The organism is Christensenella timonensis, from assembly GCF_900087015.1.
In the GTDB taxonomy this organism is placed as follows: Bacteria; Bacillota; Clostridia; order Christensenellales; family Christensenellaceae; genus Christensenella; species Christensenella timonensis.
Genome location: NZ_FLKP01000002.1, coordinates 1873086 through 1893849, shown reverse-complemented (window position 1 = coordinate 1893849; position 20764 = coordinate 1873086). Strand labels below are relative to the sequence as shown.

At 54.4% G+C, this 20764-nt stretch carries 18 protein-coding genes; all 18 read left to right on the top strand.

The window, feature by feature from the left end:
* Positions 1-2: 2 nt before the first annotated feature.
* The 18 genes from BN6471_RS10455 to BN6471_RS10370 all read left to right on the top strand — a co-directional run bounded on the left by BN6471_RS10455 (position 3) and on the right by BN6471_RS10370 (position 20691).
* The gene (locus BN6471_RS10455; protein ID WP_066648677.1) at positions 3-389 is read left to right on the top strand and encodes a 4Fe-4S dicluster domain-containing protein; all 387 of its coding nucleotides are present in this window, start codon (positions 3-5) and stop codon (positions 387-389) included.
* Between the two features lie 21 nt (positions 390-410).
* Positions 411-2399: a CoB--CoM heterodisulfide reductase iron-sulfur subunit A family protein gene (locus tag BN6471_RS10450; RefSeq protein WP_066648676.1), complete on the top strand. Its 1989-nt coding sequence runs from the start codon at positions 411-413 to the stop codon at positions 2397-2399.
* Entirely contained in the window at positions 2387-2839 is a 453-nt protein-coding gene (locus BN6471_RS10445) for a hydrogenase iron-sulfur subunit (protein WP_147554017.1), read from the top strand. The genes BN6471_RS10450 and BN6471_RS10445 overlap by 13 nt, the downstream gene beginning before the upstream one ends.
* Entirely contained in the window at positions 2836-3840 is a 1005-nt protein-coding gene (locus tag BN6471_RS10440; RefSeq protein WP_066650077.1) for a 4Fe-4S dicluster domain-containing protein, read from the top strand. Before BN6471_RS10445 ends, BN6471_RS10440 begins: the two co-directional genes overlap by 4 nt.
* A complete protein-coding gene (locus BN6471_RS10435) occupies positions 3837-4871 on the top strand; it encodes a 4Fe-4S dicluster domain-containing protein (protein ID WP_330384478.1) in 1035 nt (344 codons plus the stop codon). The genes BN6471_RS10440 and BN6471_RS10435 overlap by 4 nt, the downstream gene beginning before the upstream one ends.
* A complete protein-coding gene (locus BN6471_RS10430; protein WP_066648675.1) occupies positions 4861-5709 on the top strand; it encodes an FAD/NAD(P)-binding protein in 849 nt (282 codons plus the stop codon). The genes BN6471_RS10435 and BN6471_RS10430 overlap by 11 nt, the downstream gene beginning before the upstream one ends.
* A gap of 16 nt (positions 5710-5725) precedes the next feature.
* The gene (locus BN6471_RS10425) at positions 5726-6400 is read left to right on the top strand and encodes a 4Fe-4S dicluster domain-containing protein (RefSeq protein WP_066648673.1); all 675 of its coding nucleotides are present in this window, start codon (positions 5726-5728) and stop codon (positions 6398-6400) included.
* Positions 6401-6415: 15 nt separating this feature from the next.
* Positions 6416-8029, top strand: coding sequence for an FAD-dependent oxidoreductase (locus BN6471_RS10420; RefSeq protein ID WP_066648671.1), 1614 nt, complete (start codon positions 6416-6418; stop codon positions 8027-8029).
* A 102-nt stretch (positions 8030-8131) separates the two neighbouring features.
* Positions 8132-8575: a dUTP diphosphatase gene (gene dut / locus BN6471_RS10415; protein ID WP_066648668.1), complete on the top strand. Its 444-nt coding sequence runs from the start codon at positions 8132-8134 to the stop codon at positions 8573-8575.
* A gap of 3 nt (positions 8576-8578) precedes the next feature.
* Positions 8579-9538 (top strand): type I phosphomannose isomerase catalytic subunit, encoded by a 960-nt coding sequence (locus tag BN6471_RS10410; RefSeq protein WP_066648667.1) that lies wholly within the window; start codon positions 8579-8581, stop codon positions 9536-9538.
* A gap of 103 nt (positions 9539-9641) precedes the next feature.
* Positions 9642-10601 carry an ROK family protein gene (locus BN6471_RS10405; RefSeq protein WP_066648665.1) on the top strand — a complete coding sequence of 320 codons (960 nt, stop codon included), beginning with the start codon at positions 9642-9644 and terminating at the stop codon, positions 10599-10601.
* A 30-nt stretch (positions 10602-10631) separates the two neighbouring features.
* Complete coding sequence (locus tag BN6471_RS10400; protein WP_066648663.1) at positions 10632-11375, top strand: DeoR/GlpR family DNA-binding transcription regulator; 744 nt, start codon at positions 10632-10634, stop codon at positions 11373-11375.
* Positions 11376-11477: 102 nt separating this feature from the next.
* On the top strand, positions 11478-14315 hold the full coding sequence (locus tag BN6471_RS10395) for a lectin like domain-containing protein (protein ID WP_066648660.1): 2838 nt from the start codon (positions 11478-11480) through the stop codon (positions 14313-14315).
* Between the two features lie 237 nt (positions 14316-14552).
* Positions 14553-15302 carry an N-acetylmannosamine-6-phosphate 2-epimerase gene (locus tag BN6471_RS10390; protein WP_066648659.1) on the top strand — a complete coding sequence of 250 codons (750 nt, stop codon included), beginning with the start codon at positions 14553-14555 and terminating at the stop codon, positions 15300-15302.
* 158 nt (positions 15303-15460) lie between these two features.
* On the top strand, positions 15461-17752 hold the full coding sequence (locus BN6471_RS10385) for a pyruvate formate lyase family protein (RefSeq protein WP_066648656.1): 2292 nt from the start codon (positions 15461-15463) through the stop codon (positions 17750-17752).
* Between the two features lie 6 nt (positions 17753-17758).
* Complete coding sequence (locus tag BN6471_RS10380) at positions 17759-18667, top strand: glycyl-radical enzyme activating protein (RefSeq protein ID WP_066648647.1); 909 nt, start codon at positions 17759-17761, stop codon at positions 18665-18667.
* A 1-nt stretch (position 18668) separates the two neighbouring features.
* Positions 18669-19772 (top strand): Gfo/Idh/MocA family protein, encoded by a 1104-nt coding sequence (locus BN6471_RS10375; protein ID WP_066648645.1) that lies wholly within the window; start codon positions 18669-18671, stop codon positions 19770-19772.
* Between the two features lie 16 nt (positions 19773-19788).
* Positions 19789-20691 carry a sugar phosphate isomerase/epimerase family protein gene (locus BN6471_RS10370; protein ID WP_066648643.1) on the top strand — a complete coding sequence of 301 codons (903 nt, stop codon included), beginning with the start codon at positions 19789-19791 and terminating at the stop codon, positions 20689-20691.
* Positions 20692-20764: the final 73 nt, after the last annotated feature.

Genomic DNA, 20764 nt, shown 5'->3' with positions numbered 1-20764 from the left:
ACATGAGCAGTGAAGATATGCGCGAGCAGGTATTGCGCATGAGCGGTGTTGACCCCAGGAAGTGTATGACGTGCGGGAAATGCTCGGGCACCTGTCCTGCATACGACGAAATGGAATACCATCCGCACCAGTTTGTATCCATGGTGCGCAAGGGGCGCATCGAAGAGCTGATGAATTCGGAGTCCATTTTTAGGTGCCTGTCCTGCTTTGCCTGCATAGAGCGTTGCCCGCGCAGCGTGGAGCCGGCAAAGCTGATCGAGGCGGTACGCCTGCTGAAGATCCGTTCGCAGGGCGAAAACCACCTCAAGGTCACGGAAATACCGGAAATACTGGATGAAGATATGCCGCAGCAGGCAATCACCAGTGCGCTTAGGAAATACAACAAATAACAGGAAGGGAATGAGATTTTCTTGCAGAGAATAGGAGTATTTGTCTGCTGGTGCGGCAGCAATATCGCGGCGACGGTCGACGTCGAAGCGGTCGCGCAGGCTTTGAAAAGCGAGCCGGGCGTCGTATATACGGCAGACTATCAATACATGTGCTCGGAAGGCGGGCAGTCGAAGATCAAGGAAGCGGTCAGGGAACACCATTTGACGGGCATCGTGGTCTGTTCGTGTTCGCCGAGGATGCACGAAGCGACGTTCCGCAAGACGGCGGTCGCAGCGGGGATCAACCCGTACATGGTAGAGATCGCAAACATCCGTGAGCAGTGCTCGTGGATCCATAAAGACAAGGCAGAGGGTACGGAGAAAGCCATTATCCTCGCAAAAGCGGCGGTCGCAAAGCTCAATTTGAACGCGCCGCTGACGGCGGGCGAAAGCCCGGTCGTAAAGCGCGCGCTGGTCATTGGCGGCGGCATCGCCGGCATTCAGACAGCGCTCGATATCGCGGATGCGGGGTATGAAGTGGATATCGTGGAGAAATCCCCGACGATCGGCGGCAAGATGGCGCAGCTCGATAAGACGTTCCCCACGCTCGACTGTGCGGCGTGTATCTTGACGCCAAAAATGGTGGACGCTGCCGCGCATGAAAAGATCAATATCTATACATACAGCGAAGTGGAGAAGGTTTCCGGCTTTGTGGGAAACTTTAAGGTGGATATCCGCAAAAAGGCGCGCAACGTAAACAGCGACCTTTGTACGGGCTGCGGGCTTTGTACGGAAAAATGCCCGTCGAGAAAAGCCAAGAGCGAATTCAACATGGGGCTTTCTTGCCGCGGCGCGATCTATATCCCCTTTGCACAGGCAATCCCCAATGTACCGGTGATCGACCACGACGCGTGCATCCACTATAAGACAGGGAAATGCGGGCTGTGCGAAAAGGTGTGCAGCGCGAAGGCGATCGATTTTGACCAGCAGGACGAAATCGTGACGCGCGAATACGGCGCGATTATTGCGGCGACGGGCTTCAATCCGATTTCACTGGAAAAGTTCGACGAATATGGCTATTCGCAGAACCCGGACGTGGTCACATCGCTGGAGTTTGAACGCCTGACCAATGCGGCAGGGCCGACCAAAGGCGTGCTGCTGCGTCCGTCCGACGGCAAGCACCCCAAAAAGATCGTGTTCATCCAGTGCGTAGGTTCGCGCGATACGTCAAGCTGCGGCAAGACGTACTGCTCGAAGATATGTTGCATGTATACCGCGAAGCACGCGATGCTCACGCGGGAAAAATATCCGGATACGCAGGTGACGGTATTTAATATCGACGTGCGTACGCCGGGCAAGAACTTTGACGAATTCCAGCGCCGTGCGGTAGAGCAATATGATGTGAACTATATCAAGGGAATGGTCGGCAAGGTCGCGGAGCAGGACGGCAAGCTGATGGTACAGGGCTCCGACCTGATCAGCAACACGCAGGTCACGATCGACGCGGATCTCGTTGTATTGGCCGCGGCCATCGAGCCGGACAAGACGGCGCGCAGCTTAGCGACGATGCTCACAGCGAGCATGGATACCAACGATTTCTTTACGGAAGCGCATCCTAAGCTGCGCCCGGTGGAAAGCCCGACGGCGGGCGTATACCTCTCCGGCGTATGCCAGGGGCCGAAGGATATCCCGGAAACGGTCGCGCAGGCAGGCGCTGCCGCGGCCAAGGTGATCGGCCTGCTTGCCAAGGATAAATTGAGCTGTAACCCATGCGTTGCCCTCAGCGACGAGCTGCTGTGCAACGGGTGCAGCGCGTGTGCAAACGTCTGTCCGTACGGTGCGATCGATTATATCGAAAAAGAAGTGAACGACCACGGCGTGCGTGAGGTGCGCCGTTTGGCGCAGGTCAACGAGGCGGTATGCCAGGGCTGCGGCGCATGTACGGTCACATGTCCTTCGGGTGCGATGGACCTGAAAGGATTTACAAACAGGCAGATTATGGCGGAGGTGGATGCGATATGCAAGAACTGAATGAAGCAAAAAACAGCGAATTCAAGCCGCTGATCGTCGCTTTCTGCTGTAACTGGTGCAGTTATGCGGGGGCGGATCTCGCGGGAACGAGCAGGCTTTCCTATCCGGCGGACGTGAAGATCATCCGCGTGCCGTGCTCTTGCCGTGTGAACCCGATGTTTGTACTGCGCGCGTTCCAGCGCGGGGCGGATGGCGTGATCATCAACGGCTGCCACCCGGGCGACTGCCACTATTCCACGGGGAACTACTACGCGCGGCGCAGGCTCGCCCTGCTGTTCAGCATGCTGGATTATCTGGGTATCGAAAAGGGACGGACGCGCGTGGAATGGGTTTCCGCTGCGGAAGGACAGAAGTTCGCGCAGGTGATGAACGATTTTGCAAAGACGATCCACGAGCTGGGCGAGAACAAGAGGCTGGAGGATTTGAGATGCAAGGAATAGAGAAGATCATAAAAGACAGGGCGAAGCGGCTGCTTGAAGAGGGCATCGTTGACCGCGTGGTCGGCTGGAAAAAGGGCGAGTACGGATATGACAATACGCCCGCCGTATTTTACGGCGGCGACCTTTCAGGCCTCGTATACAACAGCTTTTGCGGCGCAAACCTGAGCAAATACCTGATTGCGGAAAGCAAGAAGGACGGGAACATCATGGTTCCCTTAAAGCCGTGCGATACCTACAGCTTCAACCAGCTCGTAAAGGAGCACCGGATTGACCGCTCCAAGATCTATGTGCTGGGTATCCCGTGCCATGGCATGGCGGATAAGGATAAGATGCACGCCAAGGGGATCAAAGGGATCACCGGCGTGAAGGAACACATCCACATCAAGGGCGTGGAAGACGAAGAGGACGATTACAGCGAATTGCAGGTATCGACCGTTTACGGCGACAAAACGTGCAGGACGCAAGATGTGCTGCTGGAAAAGTGCATGGCCTGCAAGAGCAAGAAGTGCGTCGTGTTCGACGAAGTCGTGGAGGACGAACAACCGCTCCCCGAACGTGCTTACGACCGTTTCGGCATGGTGAAACGCCTCGAAAACATGACCCCAGACGAGCGCTTTGCGTTCTGGCGCAGCGAGCTTTCCAAGTGTATCCGCTGCAACGCCTGCCGCAACGCGTGCCCCGCGTGCTCGTGCTTAAAGTGCGTGTTTGACAACGACGATTCGGGCATCAGCAGCAAGGCGAACGTGGATACGTTTGAAGAAAACATGTTCCATATCATACGCGCATACCACGTGGCGGCGCGCTGTACGGACTGCGGCGAATGCAGCCGTGTGTGCCCGCAGGGGATCCCGCTGCACCTTTTGAACCGTAAATTCATCAAGGATATCAACGATTTTTACGGCGAATACCAGGCGGGCAGCGACGACGAATCGCCGTGGCCGTTGGTTCAGTACCGGCAGGACGATATTGAGCCGGGCGCGCATAAAGGAGGCGGGAAATGATGAAAAAATTGCCTATGAGCCGTATTGGCGAGCTTTTTTCCGCAATCGACGAGAAAAAGGAATTGTACCTGCCCGTTTTCAAGGCGGGAAAGACGAATTACGAACGCTGGACGAAGGATGCGAAGGTAAAACTGAATGTGCTCAATACGGTGAAATCGCCTAAGGATATGTTTTTTCCGCAGAGCGAAGACCTCGTGGCTTTCAAGATGCAGGATAAAAACATCGAAGTGCTGCCGCCGGAGGAGCCGGATACGCCGTTCGTGGTGTTCGGCGTGCGGCCGTGCGACAATAAGAGCCTCGATATACTGGATATGGTGTTCCTTGCAGAGCCGGTGGATACCTACTACAAGGCCCGGCGTGAAAACGGCGTGGTGGTAGGGCTTGCGTGCAGTGAGCCGGAGGAAACGTGCTTTTGCGGTGCGTTCGGCATTGACGCGACGCAGGCAAACGGAGATGTTGCGACGTGGATCACGGGCGACACCCTGTACTGGAAGCCGTTAACGCAAAAGGGTGAGGAACTGACAGCGCAGGTAGAATCGCTTTTTGAAGATGCAGAGGACAGCGAAATTGACGGGGCTGTCGCGAAGGCCAAAGAGATACTGGATCAATTGCCGTTAAAGGATTTGAGCCTCAAGGGCTTTGACGGGGACGCGACGGGCAGGCTGTTTGACTCGCCAAAATGGGAAGAGCTTTACCGCGCGTGCATCGGCTGCGGGACGTGTACTTTCGTATGCCCGACCTGCCAGTGTTACGATATCCGCGATTTTGATACGGGACACGGCATAAAGCGCTACCGCTGCTGGGATTCGTGTATGTATTCCGATTTTACGCGGATGGCGCATGGGAATCCGCGCAAGACGCAGCTTGAACGCTTTAGACAGCGCTTTATGCATAAGCTGGTCTATTTCCCGGCAAACAACGGCGGGGAATATTCGTGCGTGGGCTGTGGGCGGTGTGTTTCCAAATGCCCGATTTCCATGAACATCGTAAAGGTAATAAAAGCTTTGGGAGAAACAGAAGATGGCAAGTAATCTAGATATAGACAGGAAGGATACGCTCATCCCGGACATCGGCGTCATCACGGACATCAGGAAGGATACGCCGGACGTCAAGACGTTCCGCGCGCAGGGGAGGAGCGGCGGCGTATGCTTTGCGCATATGCCGGGGCAGTGCGCGATGCTTTCCATTCCCGGCGTGGGGGAGGCGATGTTTTCCATTACCTCGTCGCCCACAAACACGGAATTCATGGAATTCAGCATCAAAAAGTGCGGCTGCCTGACGGACTGGCTGCACCAGATGGACGTCGGACAGCAGATCACGATCCGCGGGCCGTACGGCAATGCGTTTCCGGTAGAAACGGAACTTGTGGGCAAAGACCTGCTCTTCATCGCAGGCGGCATCGGCCTTGCCCCGCTTCGTTCGGTGATCAATTACGTGCTGCACTACCGTGAGAAGTATGGCAAGATCGACATCGTCTATGGGTCGCGCTCCATGGAAGACCTGGTGGATTTCAATGAAATTAAAAACGAGTGGAGCAATGCAAAGGATGTGCAAGTACACCTGACGATCGACCAGGAGGAAGGCAAGTGGGACGGACATGTCGGTTTTGTTCCAAACTATGTCAAGGAGCTTGGCTTTCAGACGGACAGGACGGCGCTCGTGTGCGGGCCGCCCATCATGATCAAGTTCACGCTGCAGGCCTTAGAAGAGCTGGGGTTCGATAAAAAGCAGGTATATACGACGATGGAGCTGCGCATGAAGTGCGGCGTGGGCAAATGCGGACGCTGCAACATCGGTTCCAAATATGTGTGCAAAGACGGCCCGGTATTCCGTTGCGACGAGCTTTCGGAACTGCCGGATGAATATTGAGAGGAGAGACAGGGTAATGGAAGAAATGGTAAATGTCTTTCTGATGGGCAAAAAATACAGCGTCCCGTCAGGCCTTACCATCATGGGGGCAATGGAATATGCGGGATACCAGCTTGTGCGCGGGTGTGGCTGCCGCAACGGTTTTTGCGGCGCGTGTGCGACGATCTACCGCATCAAGGGCGATAACACCTTGAAGTTCTGCCTGGCGTGCCAGACAACGGTGGAAGATAACATGTATGTTGCGATGCTGCCGTTTTTCCCGATCGTGAAGCCGGTTTATGATATGGAGCAGACGAAACCGACAGAGCAGATCATGATGCAGCTCTATCCGGAGATTTACAGCTGTATCGGCTGTAACGCATGCACCAAGGCGTGCACGCAGGAATTGAAGGTCATGCAGTATATCGCGCATGCACAGCGCGGCGAATATGAAAAATGTGCCGAGAAATCCTTTGACTGCGTGATGTGCGGCGTATGCTCCGCGCGTTGCCCGGCCGAAATTTCCCATCCGCAGGTGGCGCTTCTCGCGCGCCGGCTGACGGGGAAATACCTGGCGCCCGAATCAAAGCACCTGACCGAGCGCGTCAAGGAAATCGAACACGGTGATTTTATCAAGCTCTTAGAGGATGTGGCAAACAAACCCATCGAGGAGCTGAAAGAGCTTTACAACCACAGGCAGATCGAACAATAAGGAGGCGGGGTTAGTATGTTTACACCAGAAATGCTTGCGTCCATCGAAAAGGTGGAGGAGACGAGACAGGCAAGGATCGGCGTGGAACCAAGAAGAATGACCGCCGACGAAAAAGAAGCGCTATTAAAGCAGTTCCACCCGGATTACCGGGAGGACAGCTTTGAGGCGCTTAGGATCGGGCCGAATCAAGGGGACAAGGTACCGAAAGAGCTGGCGGCGCTGCTGCAGGCAAACAGCAGGGTCAAAGGTTTAGACCTTGATCTTGAACGGGTGGAGTACGACGTGGATGTGCTCATCATCGGCGGCGGCGGCGCGGGTGCGTCAGCGGCGGTCGAGGCGCATAAGGCCGGCGCGAACGTCATGGTCGTGACCAAGCTGCGGATGGGCGATGCGAATACGATGATGGCAGAGGGCGGTATCCAGGCGGCGGACAAGCCGAACGATTCCCCGGCGATCCATTATCTGGACGCGCTTGGCGGCGGGCACTATGCAAACAAGCCCGAGCTTTTAAAAAAGCTGGTCACGGAAGGACCGGGCGCGGTCAAATGGCTGAATGAGCTGGGCGTGATGTTCGACAAGGAAGCGGACGGTACGATGATCACTACCCACGGCGGCGGTACGTCCCGCAAACGGATGCACGCCGCGCGCGACTATTCGGGCGCGGAGATCATGCGCGTGCTGCGCGACGAGGTGATGAACCGCCAGATCCCAATCGTAGATTTTACGGCGGCGATCGAGCTGCTCCTTGATGAAAACGGCAGGGCTGCGGGCGCGGTGCTGATGAATATGGAGACGGGCGAATACATGATCGCGCGCGCGAAGACGGTGATTATTGCAACAGGAGGCGCAGGCAGGCTGCATTATCAGGGCTTTCCGACATCCAACCATTATGGCGCGACGGCGGACGGCCTGATTCTCGCCTACCGCGCGGGCGCTCCGCTGCTGTATGCGGATACGCTGCAATACCATCCTACAGGCGTCGCTTTCCCCGAACAGATCTTCGGTGCGCTGGTGACGGAAAAAGTCCGTTCTATGGGCGCAATGCTGATAAACTCCGAAGGGGAAGCGTTCATGCATCCGCTGGAGACGCGCGACGTGGCGGCCGCCTCCATCATCCGGGAGTGCAATGAACGGCACAAGGGCGTAGAAACGCCCGAGGGATATGGCGTGTGGCTGGATACGCCGATGATCGATATCATCCATGGCGAGGGGACGCTGGAAAAACGGCTGCCCGCCATGCTGCGCATGTATATGAAATACGATATCGACATGCGCAAGGTACCGATCCTCATTTATCCGACGCTGCATTACCAGAACGGCGGCATCCGTATCACGGTGGACGGGCAGAGCCAGGTCGAAAACCTGTTTGTCGCGGGGGAGGCCGTAGGGGGCATCCACGGCAGGAACCGCCTGATGGGGAACTCGCTGCTTGACGTGATCGTATTCGGCAGGAACGCGGGCATCCATGCGGCGGAGAAAGCAAAGTCCGTCCATGTCGGAGGGCTGACCTTGTCGCACGTCGACGCGTATGCAAAGGAGATGGAGCAGGCGGGCATCGTGAGCGATAAAGTATCTCCGCTGCTGCTTCCGACGTACACGCACGGCAGGGAGAAACGCCAGACGGAATAAAGGATAAGCAAAACAACCCTTCTTAAGTGAAGGGTTGTTTTTGATTCTGTGCATATGCTACAATCTATGATGTAAAAAATAATCCAGTATGGGAGCCAGGATATGGAAAAGAAAAGGGTAAACATCAAAAAGTTGAAAAGAGAAGCCATCATCCCCACCTATGGCTCGGAATTTTCCGCGGGAGCGGATCTTTATGCATGTGTAGAAGAGGATATGATTTTAAAGCCGGGCGATACGCGGCTCATCCCCACGGGCATCGCGCTCGAGATACCGGCCGGCTATGCGGGCCTCATTTACGCGCGCAGCGGCATTGCGACAAAGCGCGGCCTTGCCCCGGCAAACAAGGTAGGCGTTGTGGACAGCGATTACCGCGGCGAGGTGCTGGTATCCCTTCATAACCATTCGCAGGAGGCGCAGATGGTCGCCCCCGGCGAGCGGATCGCGCAGCTTGTGGTCACGCCGGTGCTGGCAGTCGATTTTTGCGAAGTGGAAGAGCTGGAAGAAACGCGGCGTGCAGGCGGCGGGTTCGGCTCCACGGGGAAATAGGATATGGGTATCGTAAAGTTAAGCCCGGCCTTTAAGGACTATCTTTGGGGCGGGGAAAAGCTGAAAACAAAATATAACAAGCAAACGAACCTGCGGCCGCTTGCGGAAAGCTGGGAATTGTCCACGCATCCGGACGGCCAGAGCACAGTGGTGACGGGGAAATATGCGGGCTGTACGTTTTCGGAATACCTTGCCGGAATAGGGAAGCCTGCGTGGGGAACAAACGCGCAGGAATTTGAGGACTTCCCGGTACTGATCAAATTCATCGATGCAAAGCAGTCCCTTTCCATACAGGTGCATCCCAGCGACGAATATGCGCTGCGTGTCGAGCGCGAATACGGCAAGACGGAAATGTGGTACATCCTGGATTGTGAGATCGGCGCATATCTATACTTTGGCGTTGCGCACGAAATCACCAAAGAAGAGTTCGGAAAGGCGATCGAAGATGATACGCTGTGCGGTCTGCTTAAGCGCGTGCCTGTCAAAAAGGGCGATGTGTTTTTTATCCCGGCCGGGACGGTACACGCCATCGGCGCGGGCATCATGATCTGCGAGATCCAGCAGAATTCAAATTCCACCTACCGCGTATACGATTTCGGGCGGCGCGATAAGCAGGGGAACCTGCGTGAGCTGCACATCGATAAAGCGCTTGCCGTGAGTAATTTGCAGCCCTCGGAGAGAAGCGTGTCAGGAAAAAAATGGATGGATGGGTGCGGCGCGGCGCATACGGCGCTTGCAAGCTGCCCGTATTTCACGACAGAGCTCATTACAAGTACGGGACAGGTAGTAGTTCATGCGGGAGAAGAAAGCTTTGTATCGCTGGTGATCCTTGAAGGCGCAGGCACAGCGGCCTGCGGGGATGACAGGATCGACTTTTTGGCGGGCGACAGCCTGTTTGTTCCGGCAAGCAGCGGGAAGGTCACGGTCATGGGCGAGTGCGCGCTCATTAAGACGACGGTATAGCGCATGTAGCGTTTTGATGTTACGATTTGATCGCGCTTGATTTTTTTTGATAATTATTGTAAAATCATACTATAGAATTTCACATGATTTTGGGGAGAGCTGAATGAAATATTATTTGGGGATCGACCTCGGCGGCACAAATATCGCGGCGGGCGTGGTTGACGAAAATTACAATATCATTGCCCGGCACAGTATTCCGACTGGCGCGCACCGTTCTTTTGAAGAGATCGTCGCAGACATAGGGCGCGCGGCAAAGGAAGTGGCGGAAAAAGCGGGCTTGCCGCTTTCGTCGTTTACCTCGCTCGGTGTGGGGAGCCCCAGCTATATCAATCCCAAAACGGGCCTTTTGGTATTTGCAAATAATATGAACTGGCGCAATGTGCCCCTCATAGAGGAGATCAAAAAGCATATCGACCGGCCTGCGTTTGTGTGTAACGACGCAGATTGCGCGGCGCTGGGCGAAGCGCTCGCGGGAGCGGCCAAAGGGTATAAAAACGCGCTGATGGTAACGCTTGGAACGGGCGTGGGCGGCGGTATGATCCTGAACGGAAAGATATTCAAAGGCGCTGATGGCGCAGGTTTCGAGCCGGGCCATACTGTCATCGTATACGGCGGCGTGCGGTGTACGTGCGGCAAAAAAGGCTGCCTGGAATCTTACGGCAGCGCAACGGGGCTCATCAACCAGACAAAAATGGCCATGCAGGAACATCCGGAATCCCTCATGCACAAATTTTCCAAAGACCACGGGGGCGAGGTAGATGGCCGCACGGCTTTTGAATCGGCAAAACAGGGAGATAAGGCCGCGCGCTGCGTCGTAGACCAATATATTTCGTATGTTGCGGTCGGTATCGGAAACCTGGTCACCGTGCTGCGCCCCGAAATTGTGATCGTGGGAGGCGGCATCTGCAACCAGCGGGAGTTTCTTTTGGATCCGCTTAATGAAAAGCTGCAGGATTATGTCTTTGGCGCAGCGGATGTGGGCGCGCCCAAAGCGGTCGCCGCGACACTGGGGAACGACGCGGGAATTATCGGCGCGGCGCTGCTCGAAGAATGCATGGAATAAAGAGCTGCAGGTGGGGAGAAGGATAAGAAAATGATTGCTTCTGAACGTAAATTGTACATCATGAATTGCTTGAATGAAAAGGGGATCATCAACTTAAAAGAGATCGCCAAGGAGCTTTCCATTTCAGAAATCACCGTGCGCCGGGATTTTGAGAAGCTGGAAAAGGAAGGAAAATTGAGGCGTGTGCAGGGCGGCGCGGCACTGGAAGAGGTGCTTGAGGACGCAGAGCTCACAATGAAGGAAAGAATATCCATCAACATGGATGAAAAACGCCGGGTGGCAAAATACGCCGCCGGCCTCGTGGAGGACGGGGACTGCGTTTTTGTCGATGCGGGAACGAGCATGGTACCTCTGGCAGAAAACCTGGTGAATAAGCGGATCCGGTTGGTTACATGCAACGAACTGATCCTGCGCAAGGTAACTAACCCGGCAGCCGAAATCATCGTTGTGGGAGGGAAATTCCTGCCTTACTACAGCATGACGGTCGGCCCGATCGCGCAGGACGTGTTGAAGCAGTTCCATTTCAGCCTTTCATTCATCGGCTGTACGGGGATCGACGCACAGCAGGGGGTCGTTTATACGACGGAGACGGAAAGTATGCTGATGAAGCGGATCGCCCTTGAAAATACAGACCGCTGCGTGCTGCTGATGGACGACAGCAAGCTGCAGGTGCGCGGGTTCCTGAAGTTTGCGGAAGTCGCGGATTTTTCCACGGTGGTGTGCAATGGCAGCCCGCCGGAAGGCGAGATGCCGGATAATATTGTGTTCGTATAAAGCGTGACAGGGCAGGAGCCGTGAGGCATCCTGCTTTTTTGTGGACACAGATCCTCAGGCTGCCGTATAATGGGTACAGGGAAACCCGAAAGGAAAAGGTAAATGAGCAAAACAAGGCAAAGCAAAATAATGCGTCTGGCGGCCCTGCTGGCCGTATGTTGCCTGCTGCTGGGCGGCGGCGTGGGATTTGCCCAGCCAAACACGGTAGAAGAAGTAGAAATATCTGCCTCTTCCTGGACACTTTATGACGATACGGAAATCTACCTGATATGTCCGACGCCGGGCGCTGTTGTTCGATATACGCTGGACGGCGCCGACCCAACGGAAACAAGCGAGATATATGACCCCGATACGCCGCTTTTAGCGGGGGATATCGCGCAGGCGCATACTGCGGGTGGTTTTCTTTTGAAAGCGCGCGCATACCTTGATACGGAAGCGGGAAATATTACAGAACAACAGTTTACGCAGGTATTATGCGCGCCGGTAACCTTTGCTCCGGACAGCGGCTTTTATACGGACGGTACCCAGATAGGGCTCGCCTGCACGACTCCGGGTTCACAAATATGGTATACCACGGACGGCGCCGATCCCTTTACCGCGGGAACGCTGTATACGGATGCTATAACGATTGCAGATGGTATGGAGGTCAACGCATTTGCAAAGGCGGCAGGCTACCAGGATGGTGAAATAGCGCAGGCCTGGTATGGTACGGACGGCGTCGATGCATACGAACCAAACGATACGCTGAAAGAGGCGGCGCCAATCACGATTCCTGCAAATATCCGCGCGACGATATCGAATGGAAGCGACCTGGATTATTATTCTTTTGCTTTGCCGCAGGGGGGGCGAACGCAGCTCGTGCTCACACAGCCGCAGGATGAAAGCTTCTTTTATAAGTATGAGCTGCGGCTTTTTGACGGAGATTGGAATAAGATTGACGTTGTCATGGACAGCACCGATGTCAGGATTGTGCGTTACCTGGCACCGGGAACCTATTATGTAATGGTAAAAAGCGGAGACCATTCGTATTCCAAGGCAGAGTATGGATTAAGTATATCGGCTTTGGAAAGCGATCGTTATGATTTTTCCGAATATAACCTGGTGAATGCTGCATTTCACCCGGATTCACGATTTGCCTTTGACCGGGGCCGGCGCGGGGACATCTTGAGCCCTGCGGCTGCCTATACGTCGGCGGCCTGCCTCTCGCGCTGGGATGGCTACCTGACGGAACAGCAGGATCCCTATGTACTCTATTACACCGAGGATGATATCGTTGACCGGTCGGATTCCTTTTACCATACGGGCATAGCGGCGTACCGCCTCAAGGACATGCTCCTGCTGCCGCAGCGCATGGACGCCCTTGACAATAGCTATTATAAAAATGCGATCTATACATATGGCGCGCTTTACTGCGGCATCATGGAAGAAGAGGAATATTACAGGGAAAACAAAACATATTTTTACCATCCGCCGGAGCTTACGGACGGTTCGGGGCATGCGGTCACGATCGTGGGCTGGGACGACAGCATCCCCAAAGAGCAATTTGCGGTACAGGTAGGCGGAGAGGAATATGTTCCTGAATACGACGGCGCATTCCTCGCGAAAAACAGCTACGGCGAAACAAGGGGGAAGGAGGGGTATTTCTATATCTCCTATTGCAGCGGATATTTTTCGAATAATCCGGCGGCCGTGATGAAGGCAGAGCCGCGCAGACAGGATGTCAACGTGTTGTACATGCACGATCCATACGGCTATACCGGGTTCATTGATGGGGAAGCCCCGTTTGGGGGCGGCGAAATGTGGGCGAAAAATGTCTTTACGGCATCTTCCGGCCAGACGCTCAAGTCCGTATCGTTTTACGCATTGGGCATGGAGCAGGAATACGATATTTGGATCGGGATCAACGGGGAAGAGATTCCTGCGGCAAGCGGCGTCCATCAGCATGCAGGGTACTATACGGTGGATGTGCGGGAAGGGATCAGGCTGGAAAAGGGGACGGAATTTTCCGTGACGGTAAGGCAGAAAAACATCGACGGGAAACAGGTGACGGCCGCCCTGGAAAGGCCCGCGGCAGGTTATGCCTCCCGCGCGACGGCTAAGGCGGGACAAAGCTTCCTGCGCATAGACGGCGGGGAATGGCAGGATATTTCACAAGAGCTTTCCGCCAATAATTGCATCAAAGTTTATGCCTGCGACGAAGCGGCGGGGGACGATGCGATCGTGACGGAGGAAACGGGCGGGGATGCTGCGGGAGTGCAGGCGGATACCATGCAAACGATGTCTTTGCCGGAAATACAAAATGGGGCGTTTGCCGGTGAAGATGGCGCTGTGCCTGCTTTTTTGCCTGCGGCGTTTGATTTGCGGAACATCGGTGCGGTCACGTCCGTAAAAAGCCAAGGGAATCCGCCGACCTGTTGGACGTTTGCAACAATGGGGAGCAGCGAAAGCGTGCTGCTGAAAGCGGGATCCGGGTTCGATACAGGCATATCCATTGCCGCGCATGCACAAACGACAGGCATTGAGGCCGGTGGAAACGCGGTGGCGGCAGCCACTGTGCAGCAGCCGTCAGGCAATGGCGGCAAGGTATACTGGCAGTTTTCAGGAGACCTCGGCGCGGTGGAGCTCAAAAACAGGGTGAGCGAGAGCGGCCAAAGCGTCGTACTGTTCGCTGCCCGCCATAAAGGGACGGTCAGGGCAACGGCGGTCAGTGCTGCCGACGGAACCAAAACGGCTGACATCGTCTTTGAGGTCAGGGAAAAGGAAGAACCGGCGTCCTCGCAGGAAACAGGCGGCGACGGCGGGGAGGAAGGCGGCAAGGCGCGTCCCAAAGCCCCGCTGACGCGGGATACGAGGAGCCTTATACCTCTTGCTTTGTTGGCGGGCAATGCAGGATTGTGCATCGCGCTGGCGGCAGGATGGCTGCAATACAAAAGAAGATAAAGCGGCATATGGCTGTGAGAAAAAGATTTTCCACTTGTGGAGAGTCTTTTTTGATTACTGGGATGATCGGAAATGATAAGTGAAAAGATGATTATACAAGCAAATGTGCACAAAATTTTTGTAAATAAATGATAAAAAATGATAAAAACAGATTGCAATTGTCATAGGGTAGGTATATACTAAATATAGAAATAAGCTATCATAATTTTGATAAAAAAAACATGTGGAGAAGTGAAGATGAAAACAACTGACGCAAGAAAAAAAGCAATATTGGAATCATTTAAAAACGGACTGATCGTGTCCTGCCAGGTGCAAAAAGACGACCCGATCTATTCGGAAGAGATGGTCGTAAAGATGGCGGAAGCCGCTAAATGGGCAGGCGCGGTGGGTATCCGTGCCAACACCCCGGAGCAGATCCGTTCCATCAAGGATAAAGTGGATCTGCCGATGATCGGTTTATACAAGATCTGGCACGACAATACGGACGTGTTCATCACGCCGACACTGGAAGCTGCGGTGCAGGTATGGGAAGCGGGCGCGGAGATCATCGCCATGGACTGTACGAACCAGATCAACCATCTGGGGAAACCGGCGTACGAGCTTTTGCCTATCGTTAAAAAGGAGATCCCCGAAGCGATGCTCTTTGCGGACGTCTCCAACTACGAAGAGGCGAGGCGCGCGATCGATAACGGCGCAGATATCGTAGGGCCGACGCTTTACGGATACACGAAGGAAACAAAGCACATCGAGCTGCCCGACCTGCGCGAGTTTGCGCGTATGTGCCGCGAAATGGGCGATGAAGCGTACATGGTGATGGAAGGCCACATCTATACGCCGGAAGATGCAATGAAATGTATTTATCTGGGCGCGCACGCCGTTGTGGTGGGCAGCGCAATCACACGGCCGCACCTGACCGCAAAACGCTTTGTAGACTTGCTGGGCGGCTACCAGGACAACTGGCGCGAGGCGGAACGCAAAAAGCACTAAGGTACGAAGATACATATGTTACGTTCGTCAGGAATGAATCTGTTTCGTGAAGTGGAAGCCGAAGGGAAACATCCTTAAGCAAAAGGGGCGCGCGGGGGAAATGTAATTTTCACCCGCGAAGCGAACTGAGTGAGCGTAACTTGGAAGGAGCGATTAGCATGGCAAAATTTGACGTGAACGGCGCGCAGAATGTGGAAGTGAGTAAAAAACTTCCCTGCGAAAAACCACTTGAAAAACAACTAGAGATCATGGAACAGTATACGGCAGCGCATCAGGCGTTCACGGGGCAGGCGAAAGAAACGCGCGAAGTGGAATGCCTGAAAGTACTTTATCCGACGCTGTTTCGCGAAATAGAACCGGAGGATAAGATCATCGGGCGGATCGACTTTTTGCCCATTGGTTTTGGCTGCGTCACATCGCTGGGCGGGGTAGGGCACTATTGCGTATTTAGCAAGCTGCTTGCTTTTAAAGAGGAGCTTGCGGATGAAAGCCTGAAAAAGCGTGTGGACGCCCTGTACGATTACTGGCTCGATCACGACGTAAAAACGCTTTACTGCAAGGACGTACTGACCGAAGATACCATCGGGCGTTTTATCGACGTCAACTATCCGATGATCGCGACGGCGCGCCTGTCGGGTATGATGCTCGATTACCAGAAGCTGATCGATCTTGGGATCGGCGGCCTGAGAAAAGAAATACAGGAGAAGATGAAAGGATCGCCGGACAACCACTTTTATACGGCGGCGCTTGCGTGCCTCGACCTGTTCGTGACATGCGCGGAGCATTTGCAGAATATGGCGTGGCGCCATATGAAAGGCGCGGACGCGAAGCGTAAAAAAGAGCTTCAGACCATCTGGGACAGCCTGGAAAAGGTGAAAACCGACAAGCCGGAAACGTTCCACCAGGCATTGCAGCTTTTCTGGCTGTATGCGCTGCTGGCGGGCGTAATCAACTACGGCCGCCTGGACGACTATATGGGGCCGTTTTTGCAGCATGACCTCAAGACGGGGCTGATCACCGAGGATGAAGCTTATGAATATGTAAAATCCTTATGGACGATGATCGAAAACCGCCGGACGACGGTCAACGGGCGTATCATTGTGGGCGGCCGCGGACGGCGCAACCCACAGGCGGCGGATGTATTTTTGCACATCGCGATGAAAGTGGCAAAAAACTGCCGTTATGTGGAGCCGCAGTTCACGCTGCGCATCACGGAGGATATGTCCGACCAGATCTGGGATGAAGCGCTGGACGCGCTGGGAGCGGGCGCTACCTATCCGACGCTTTACAACGACGATGTGAATGTGCCTGCCGTTATGTACGGTATGCGCATAGACGAGAAGGCTGCGGAGCAGTATGTGCCGTTCGGCTGTACGGAGTTCGTCATCCAGGGACAGAGCACGGGCACGCCCAATGTGTGCATGAACCTTTTAAAGCTGCTGACGATCACCCTAAACGAGGGCGTAGACCCAATGGACGGGCAGAAAAAATGCGGCCCGGTGAAGATCAAACCTTTGAGCGAGTTTAAGACGTTTGACGACCTGTACGATAACTATAAGGAGCTGCTCAATTACTACTTCGACCTTGCGGTCGACGCGCAGGTATATTCGTACAAGCTGATGAACGAGCAGGTATCGTTCCTGTTCACCAGCATTTTGACGGACGACTGCATTGCGCGCGGTAAGGCGCTTTTAGACGGAGGGGTACGCTACCTCGGCGGTACGAACGAGACATACGGCAACATCAACACGTCGGACGCGCTGTGGGCTATCAAGCACCTCGTATACGATACGAAAAAGTATACGCTCAAGGAGCTGAACGAGGCGGCGCTTAAAAATTTCGAGGGCTACGGCCAGATACGCAAGGATTGCTGGGAATGCGACAAATACGGCAACGACCTCGATACCGCGGACGGCATGGCGCTTGACCTGTACCATTTTGTCTCGCAGGGCGTGCGCGACAGGGGAATCGCGGCAGGGATGCAGTATTTCCTGATCGTGATCTCCAACAACCAGCTCAATACGGAATGGGGCAGAAAGACGGCGGCTTCCCTTGACGGGCGTTACAGCGGGCAGTACATGAACCCGGCCAACAACCCGCAGGGCGGCGCCAATACCAACGGCCCCACGGCGATGCTCAACTCGCTGGCGAAGTTTGAAGCCAAATACCACGGCGGTTCGGTACAGAACATCAAATTCTCCCCGTCTATGTTCAATGAGAACAGGGAGATGATCAAGGCGCTGTTCAAGACGTATTTTAAAAAGGGCGGCTGCCACCTGATGGTCACGGTGGTAAACAAGGGAGACCTTGAGGATGCGGTCGCGCATCCGGAGAACCACCAAAACCTCATCGTGCGCGTGAGCGGGTTCTCGGCGGTGTTCGTAGACCTCGAACCGGATATCCAGCAGGAACTGATGAGCAGGGTACTTTACGACGATAAGGAAGCATAACAAAACATGACGCAACAGTTAAAAACACTAGAGATCGAACGGTTTGCGATACACGACGGACAGGGGATACGGACGACTGTTTTTTTGCAGGGATGCCCGCTCTTCTGTCCGTGGTGCGCAAACCCGGAATCACAAAAATTGAAACGGCAGCTCCGCTATATGGAACACAAATGCGCAATGTGCGGCACATGCGCGCGCGTATGCCCGCACGGCGCGGTCACGATGCAGGAAGGAAAGCCGGTTTTTGACCGCGATAGGTGCGTGGTATGCGGGACATGCGGCAGGTACTGCCCGGCAGGGGCGATCGTGTATGCGGGCGACGGTATGGATGTTGGGGATATCTTAAAAACCGTGCTGCGCGACAAGGACTATTATGATACGACAGGAGGCGGCCTGACGGTTTCCGGCGGGGAGCCGTTCGTCCAGTTCGACGGTTTTTTGGAGCTGTTGAAACAGGCGAAACGCTCGGGACTTAACACCGCGGTGGAAACGACGGGCAATGTTTCAGAGGAAAAGTTTATCGAGGCGGAGCCGTACATTGATACCTTTTTATTCGATATCAAGCATTACGATGCGGATAAACTGAAACAGGCGGTGGGCGGGGACTTGCCACTCATCCTGAAAAACCTCGCGTACGCGGTTTCAAAAGGGGCAGATCGCGTCATCGCACGTGCCCCGGTGATCCCGGGCTTCAACTATGACGAGGAATCGCTGCGCGGGATCTTCGGACTGGTAAAAAAATGCGGCGTGAAAACAGTCCATTTGCTTCCCTACCACACGCTGGGACGGCGCAAGTACGAGCAGCTCGGCTGGAAATATACGATGGACGACGCCAAGATGGTTTCAAAAGAAGAGTTAACGCCATATCAGGAAATGGGCGAAAACATGGGACTTACGGTACAAATAGGAGGCTAATATGCAGGATTTGGTAAAAAGGCTGGAAGAGGCGACGCTGCCGAAGCTCCCTCAAAAAAAGGATTATAAGATCGGTATCATTGGCGCGGGCTTCATCGTGAAGAACTGCCATCTTGTCGCTTACAAAAAGGCGGGTTTTCACCCGTACGCGATCACTTCGCTGGATTTAGGGCAGAGTAAGGACGTCGCCGCCGAGCACGGCCTTGAGAAGATATACGGGGACTGGCACGATATGGTCGACGACCCGCAGATCGAGATCATCGACATCGCCGTACCGCCGCATGTACAGCTTGAAATGGTTCGATATATCTGCACCAAAAAACACATCAAAGGTATTTTGTGCCAAAAACCGATCGCGATGTCGCTTGCGGATGCAAGGGAGATCGTACGCCTCGGCAAGGACGCGGGAATACCCATCGCGGTTAATTCCAACATGCGTTACGACCAGTCCATGCGGGCTATGAAATATATCTTAGACCAGAAACTGATCGGAGCGCCGGTATTGGCGACCATCGACATGCGGGCGATCCCTGACTGGCAGGGCTTTTTGCGCGCGTATAACAAGCTGGAGATATTTTCTATGGGCATCCACCATGTAGACATCTTCCGCTACCTGTTCGGTGATCCGGAAAAGATCACCGCAGTATGCCGCACAGACCCGCGTACAAAGTTTGAGCACACAGACGGCATCGTGCAGTTTACTTATCAATATAAGGACGGTATGATGGCTACGAGCCTCGACGATGTGTGGGCATGGCCGGAAAAGCCTTGTAAGAAAGACAATTATATCCGTTGGCGCGTAGAGGGACTTGACGGCTTTGCGGAGGGTGAATTCGGCTGGCATAAACGCGAAGGTTTTGCGGGCAGCACCTTAAAGCTGACGTGTAAATCCTGCCCGGATGAGTGGATCGAGCCGAAATGGGATACGCAGTGGTTCCCGGACGCGTTCGTGGGGACGATGGCGAACCTGCTGTGCGCGGTGGAAGACGGTACGCAGCCGGAGATCAGCGCGGAAGACAACGTGAATACGATCGCCTGTGTGGAAGCGTGCTATCAATCCATCGAGGAAGAACGTACCGTTTATTTAAGCGAGATCATCGGTTAAGGAGGGGAAAAGGCAAATGATTGCGACAGGCATTTTTACAGGATATTATCCGGAAACGATCGACGATACGATCAAAAAAATCAAAGCAGGCGGGTTTTCATGCGTGCAGCTCGATGTGTCCTTTAAAGACTGCGACGCGGCCAAAGAAACGCTGACCAAGGAAAAGGCAAATATGATCCGCGATAAGTTCCGCGACGCGAACCTGCCCGTCGTGGCGGTCTCTGCGTACACGAATTTTGTGCATAGCGATCCGCTGCAGCGTAAAAAAAATATGGACTATATCAAAAGCATGATGGAGCGTGCGCTCGACCTCGGCAGCCCGTATGTGGCGAGCGAGACAGGCACATACTGCAAAGACAGCGACTGGGTATGGGACGACAAAAATGCGACGGAGCAGGCGTATGAGCAGGCGTGCGAGGCCATCTATGAGCTGACAAAGTTCGGGCGCGAGGTAGGCGCGGCGTTTATCATGGAGAATTACGTGAACAACGTGATCGGCTCCATCGAGCAAATACAGCGTGTTTTTAAAGATGTGAACATGCCTAACTTAAAGCTGATATGCGACCCGACGAATTATTTTAACCAGGACAATATAAACGACGTGGATGGACAGCTTGAGCGTATTTTCAACGCGCTGGAGGATAAGATGGTGATTGCGCACGCAAAGGATATCAAGCTTGCGCAGGACACGGGCGAAAAGCACGCGGATATCGATGCGGATGAATCCCACAGCTTCCGGGGTTCCGGGGCGGTTGAGCTGCCGGCGGCGGGGCTCGGGGTTCTCAATTACGATCTGTATATGAAGCTGCTCGGCAAATTCCATCCGAATATCCCGCTCATCATCGAGCATTTGGACGAAGGGGATATCCCGCGTGCAAAGGGCTTTGTTGACGCTACCCTCAAGCGGCAGGGAGTATAAATGATCACAACCAATACATCTGGGGATAAGAAAAAGCGCGTAACCGGAAAGGCTGCGCGCTTTTTCGTTGCAA

What these genes read in the sequence shown, in the direction of transcription:
- BN6471_RS10370 (WP_066648643.1), top strand. Translation starts at nt 19,789, where the DNA reads ATGATTGCGACAGGCATTTTTACAGGATATTATCCGGAAACGATCGAC.
- BN6471_RS10425 (WP_066648673.1), top strand. Translation starts at nt 5,726, where the DNA reads ATGGAAGAAATGGTAAATGTCTTTCTGATGGGCAAAAAATACAGCGTC.
- BN6471_RS10380 (WP_066648647.1), top strand. Translation starts at nt 17,759, where the DNA reads ATGACGCAACAGTTAAAAACACTAGAGATCGAACGGTTTGCGATACAC.
- BN6471_RS10410 (WP_066648667.1), top strand. Translation starts at nt 8,579, where the DNA reads ATGGGTATCGTAAAGTTAAGCCCGGCCTTTAAGGACTATCTTTGGGGC.
- BN6471_RS10420 (WP_066648671.1), top strand. Translation starts at nt 6,416, where the DNA reads ATGTTTACACCAGAAATGCTTGCGTCCATCGAAAAGGTGGAGGAGACG.
- BN6471_RS10375 (WP_066648645.1), top strand. Translation starts at nt 18,669, where the DNA reads ATGCAGGATTTGGTAAAAAGGCTGGAAGAGGCGACGCTGCCGAAGCTC.
- BN6471_RS10390 (WP_066648659.1), top strand. Translation starts at nt 14,553, where the DNA reads ATGAAAACAACTGACGCAAGAAAAAAAGCAATATTGGAATCATTTAAA.
- BN6471_RS10395 (WP_066648660.1), top strand. Translation starts at nt 11,478, where the DNA reads ATGAGCAAAACAAGGCAAAGCAAAATAATGCGTCTGGCGGCCCTGCTG.
- BN6471_RS10430 (WP_066648675.1), top strand. Translation starts at nt 4,861, where the DNA reads ATGGCAAGTAATCTAGATATAGACAGGAAGGATACGCTCATCCCGGAC.
- BN6471_RS10400 (WP_066648663.1), top strand. Translation starts at nt 10,632, where the DNA reads ATGATTGCTTCTGAACGTAAATTGTACATCATGAATTGCTTGAATGAA.
- BN6471_RS10405 (WP_066648665.1), top strand. Translation starts at nt 9,642, where the DNA reads ATGAAATATTATTTGGGGATCGACCTCGGCGGCACAAATATCGCGGCG.
- BN6471_RS10435 (WP_330384478.1), top strand. Translation starts at nt 3,837, where the DNA reads ATGATGAAAAAATTGCCTATGAGCCGTATTGGCGAGCTTTTTTCCGCA.
- dut (WP_066648668.1), top strand. Translation starts at nt 8,132, where the DNA reads ATGGAAAAGAAAAGGGTAAACATCAAAAAGTTGAAAAGAGAAGCCATC.
- BN6471_RS10445 (WP_147554017.1), top strand. Translation starts at nt 2,387, where the DNA reads ATGCAAGAACTGAATGAAGCAAAAAACAGCGAATTCAAGCCGCTGATC.
- BN6471_RS10455 (WP_066648677.1), top strand. Translation starts at nt 3, where the DNA reads ATGAGCAGTGAAGATATGCGCGAGCAGGTATTGCGCATGAGCGGTGTT.
- BN6471_RS10385 (WP_066648656.1), top strand. Translation starts at nt 15,461, where the DNA reads ATGGCAAAATTTGACGTGAACGGCGCGCAGAATGTGGAAGTGAGTAAA.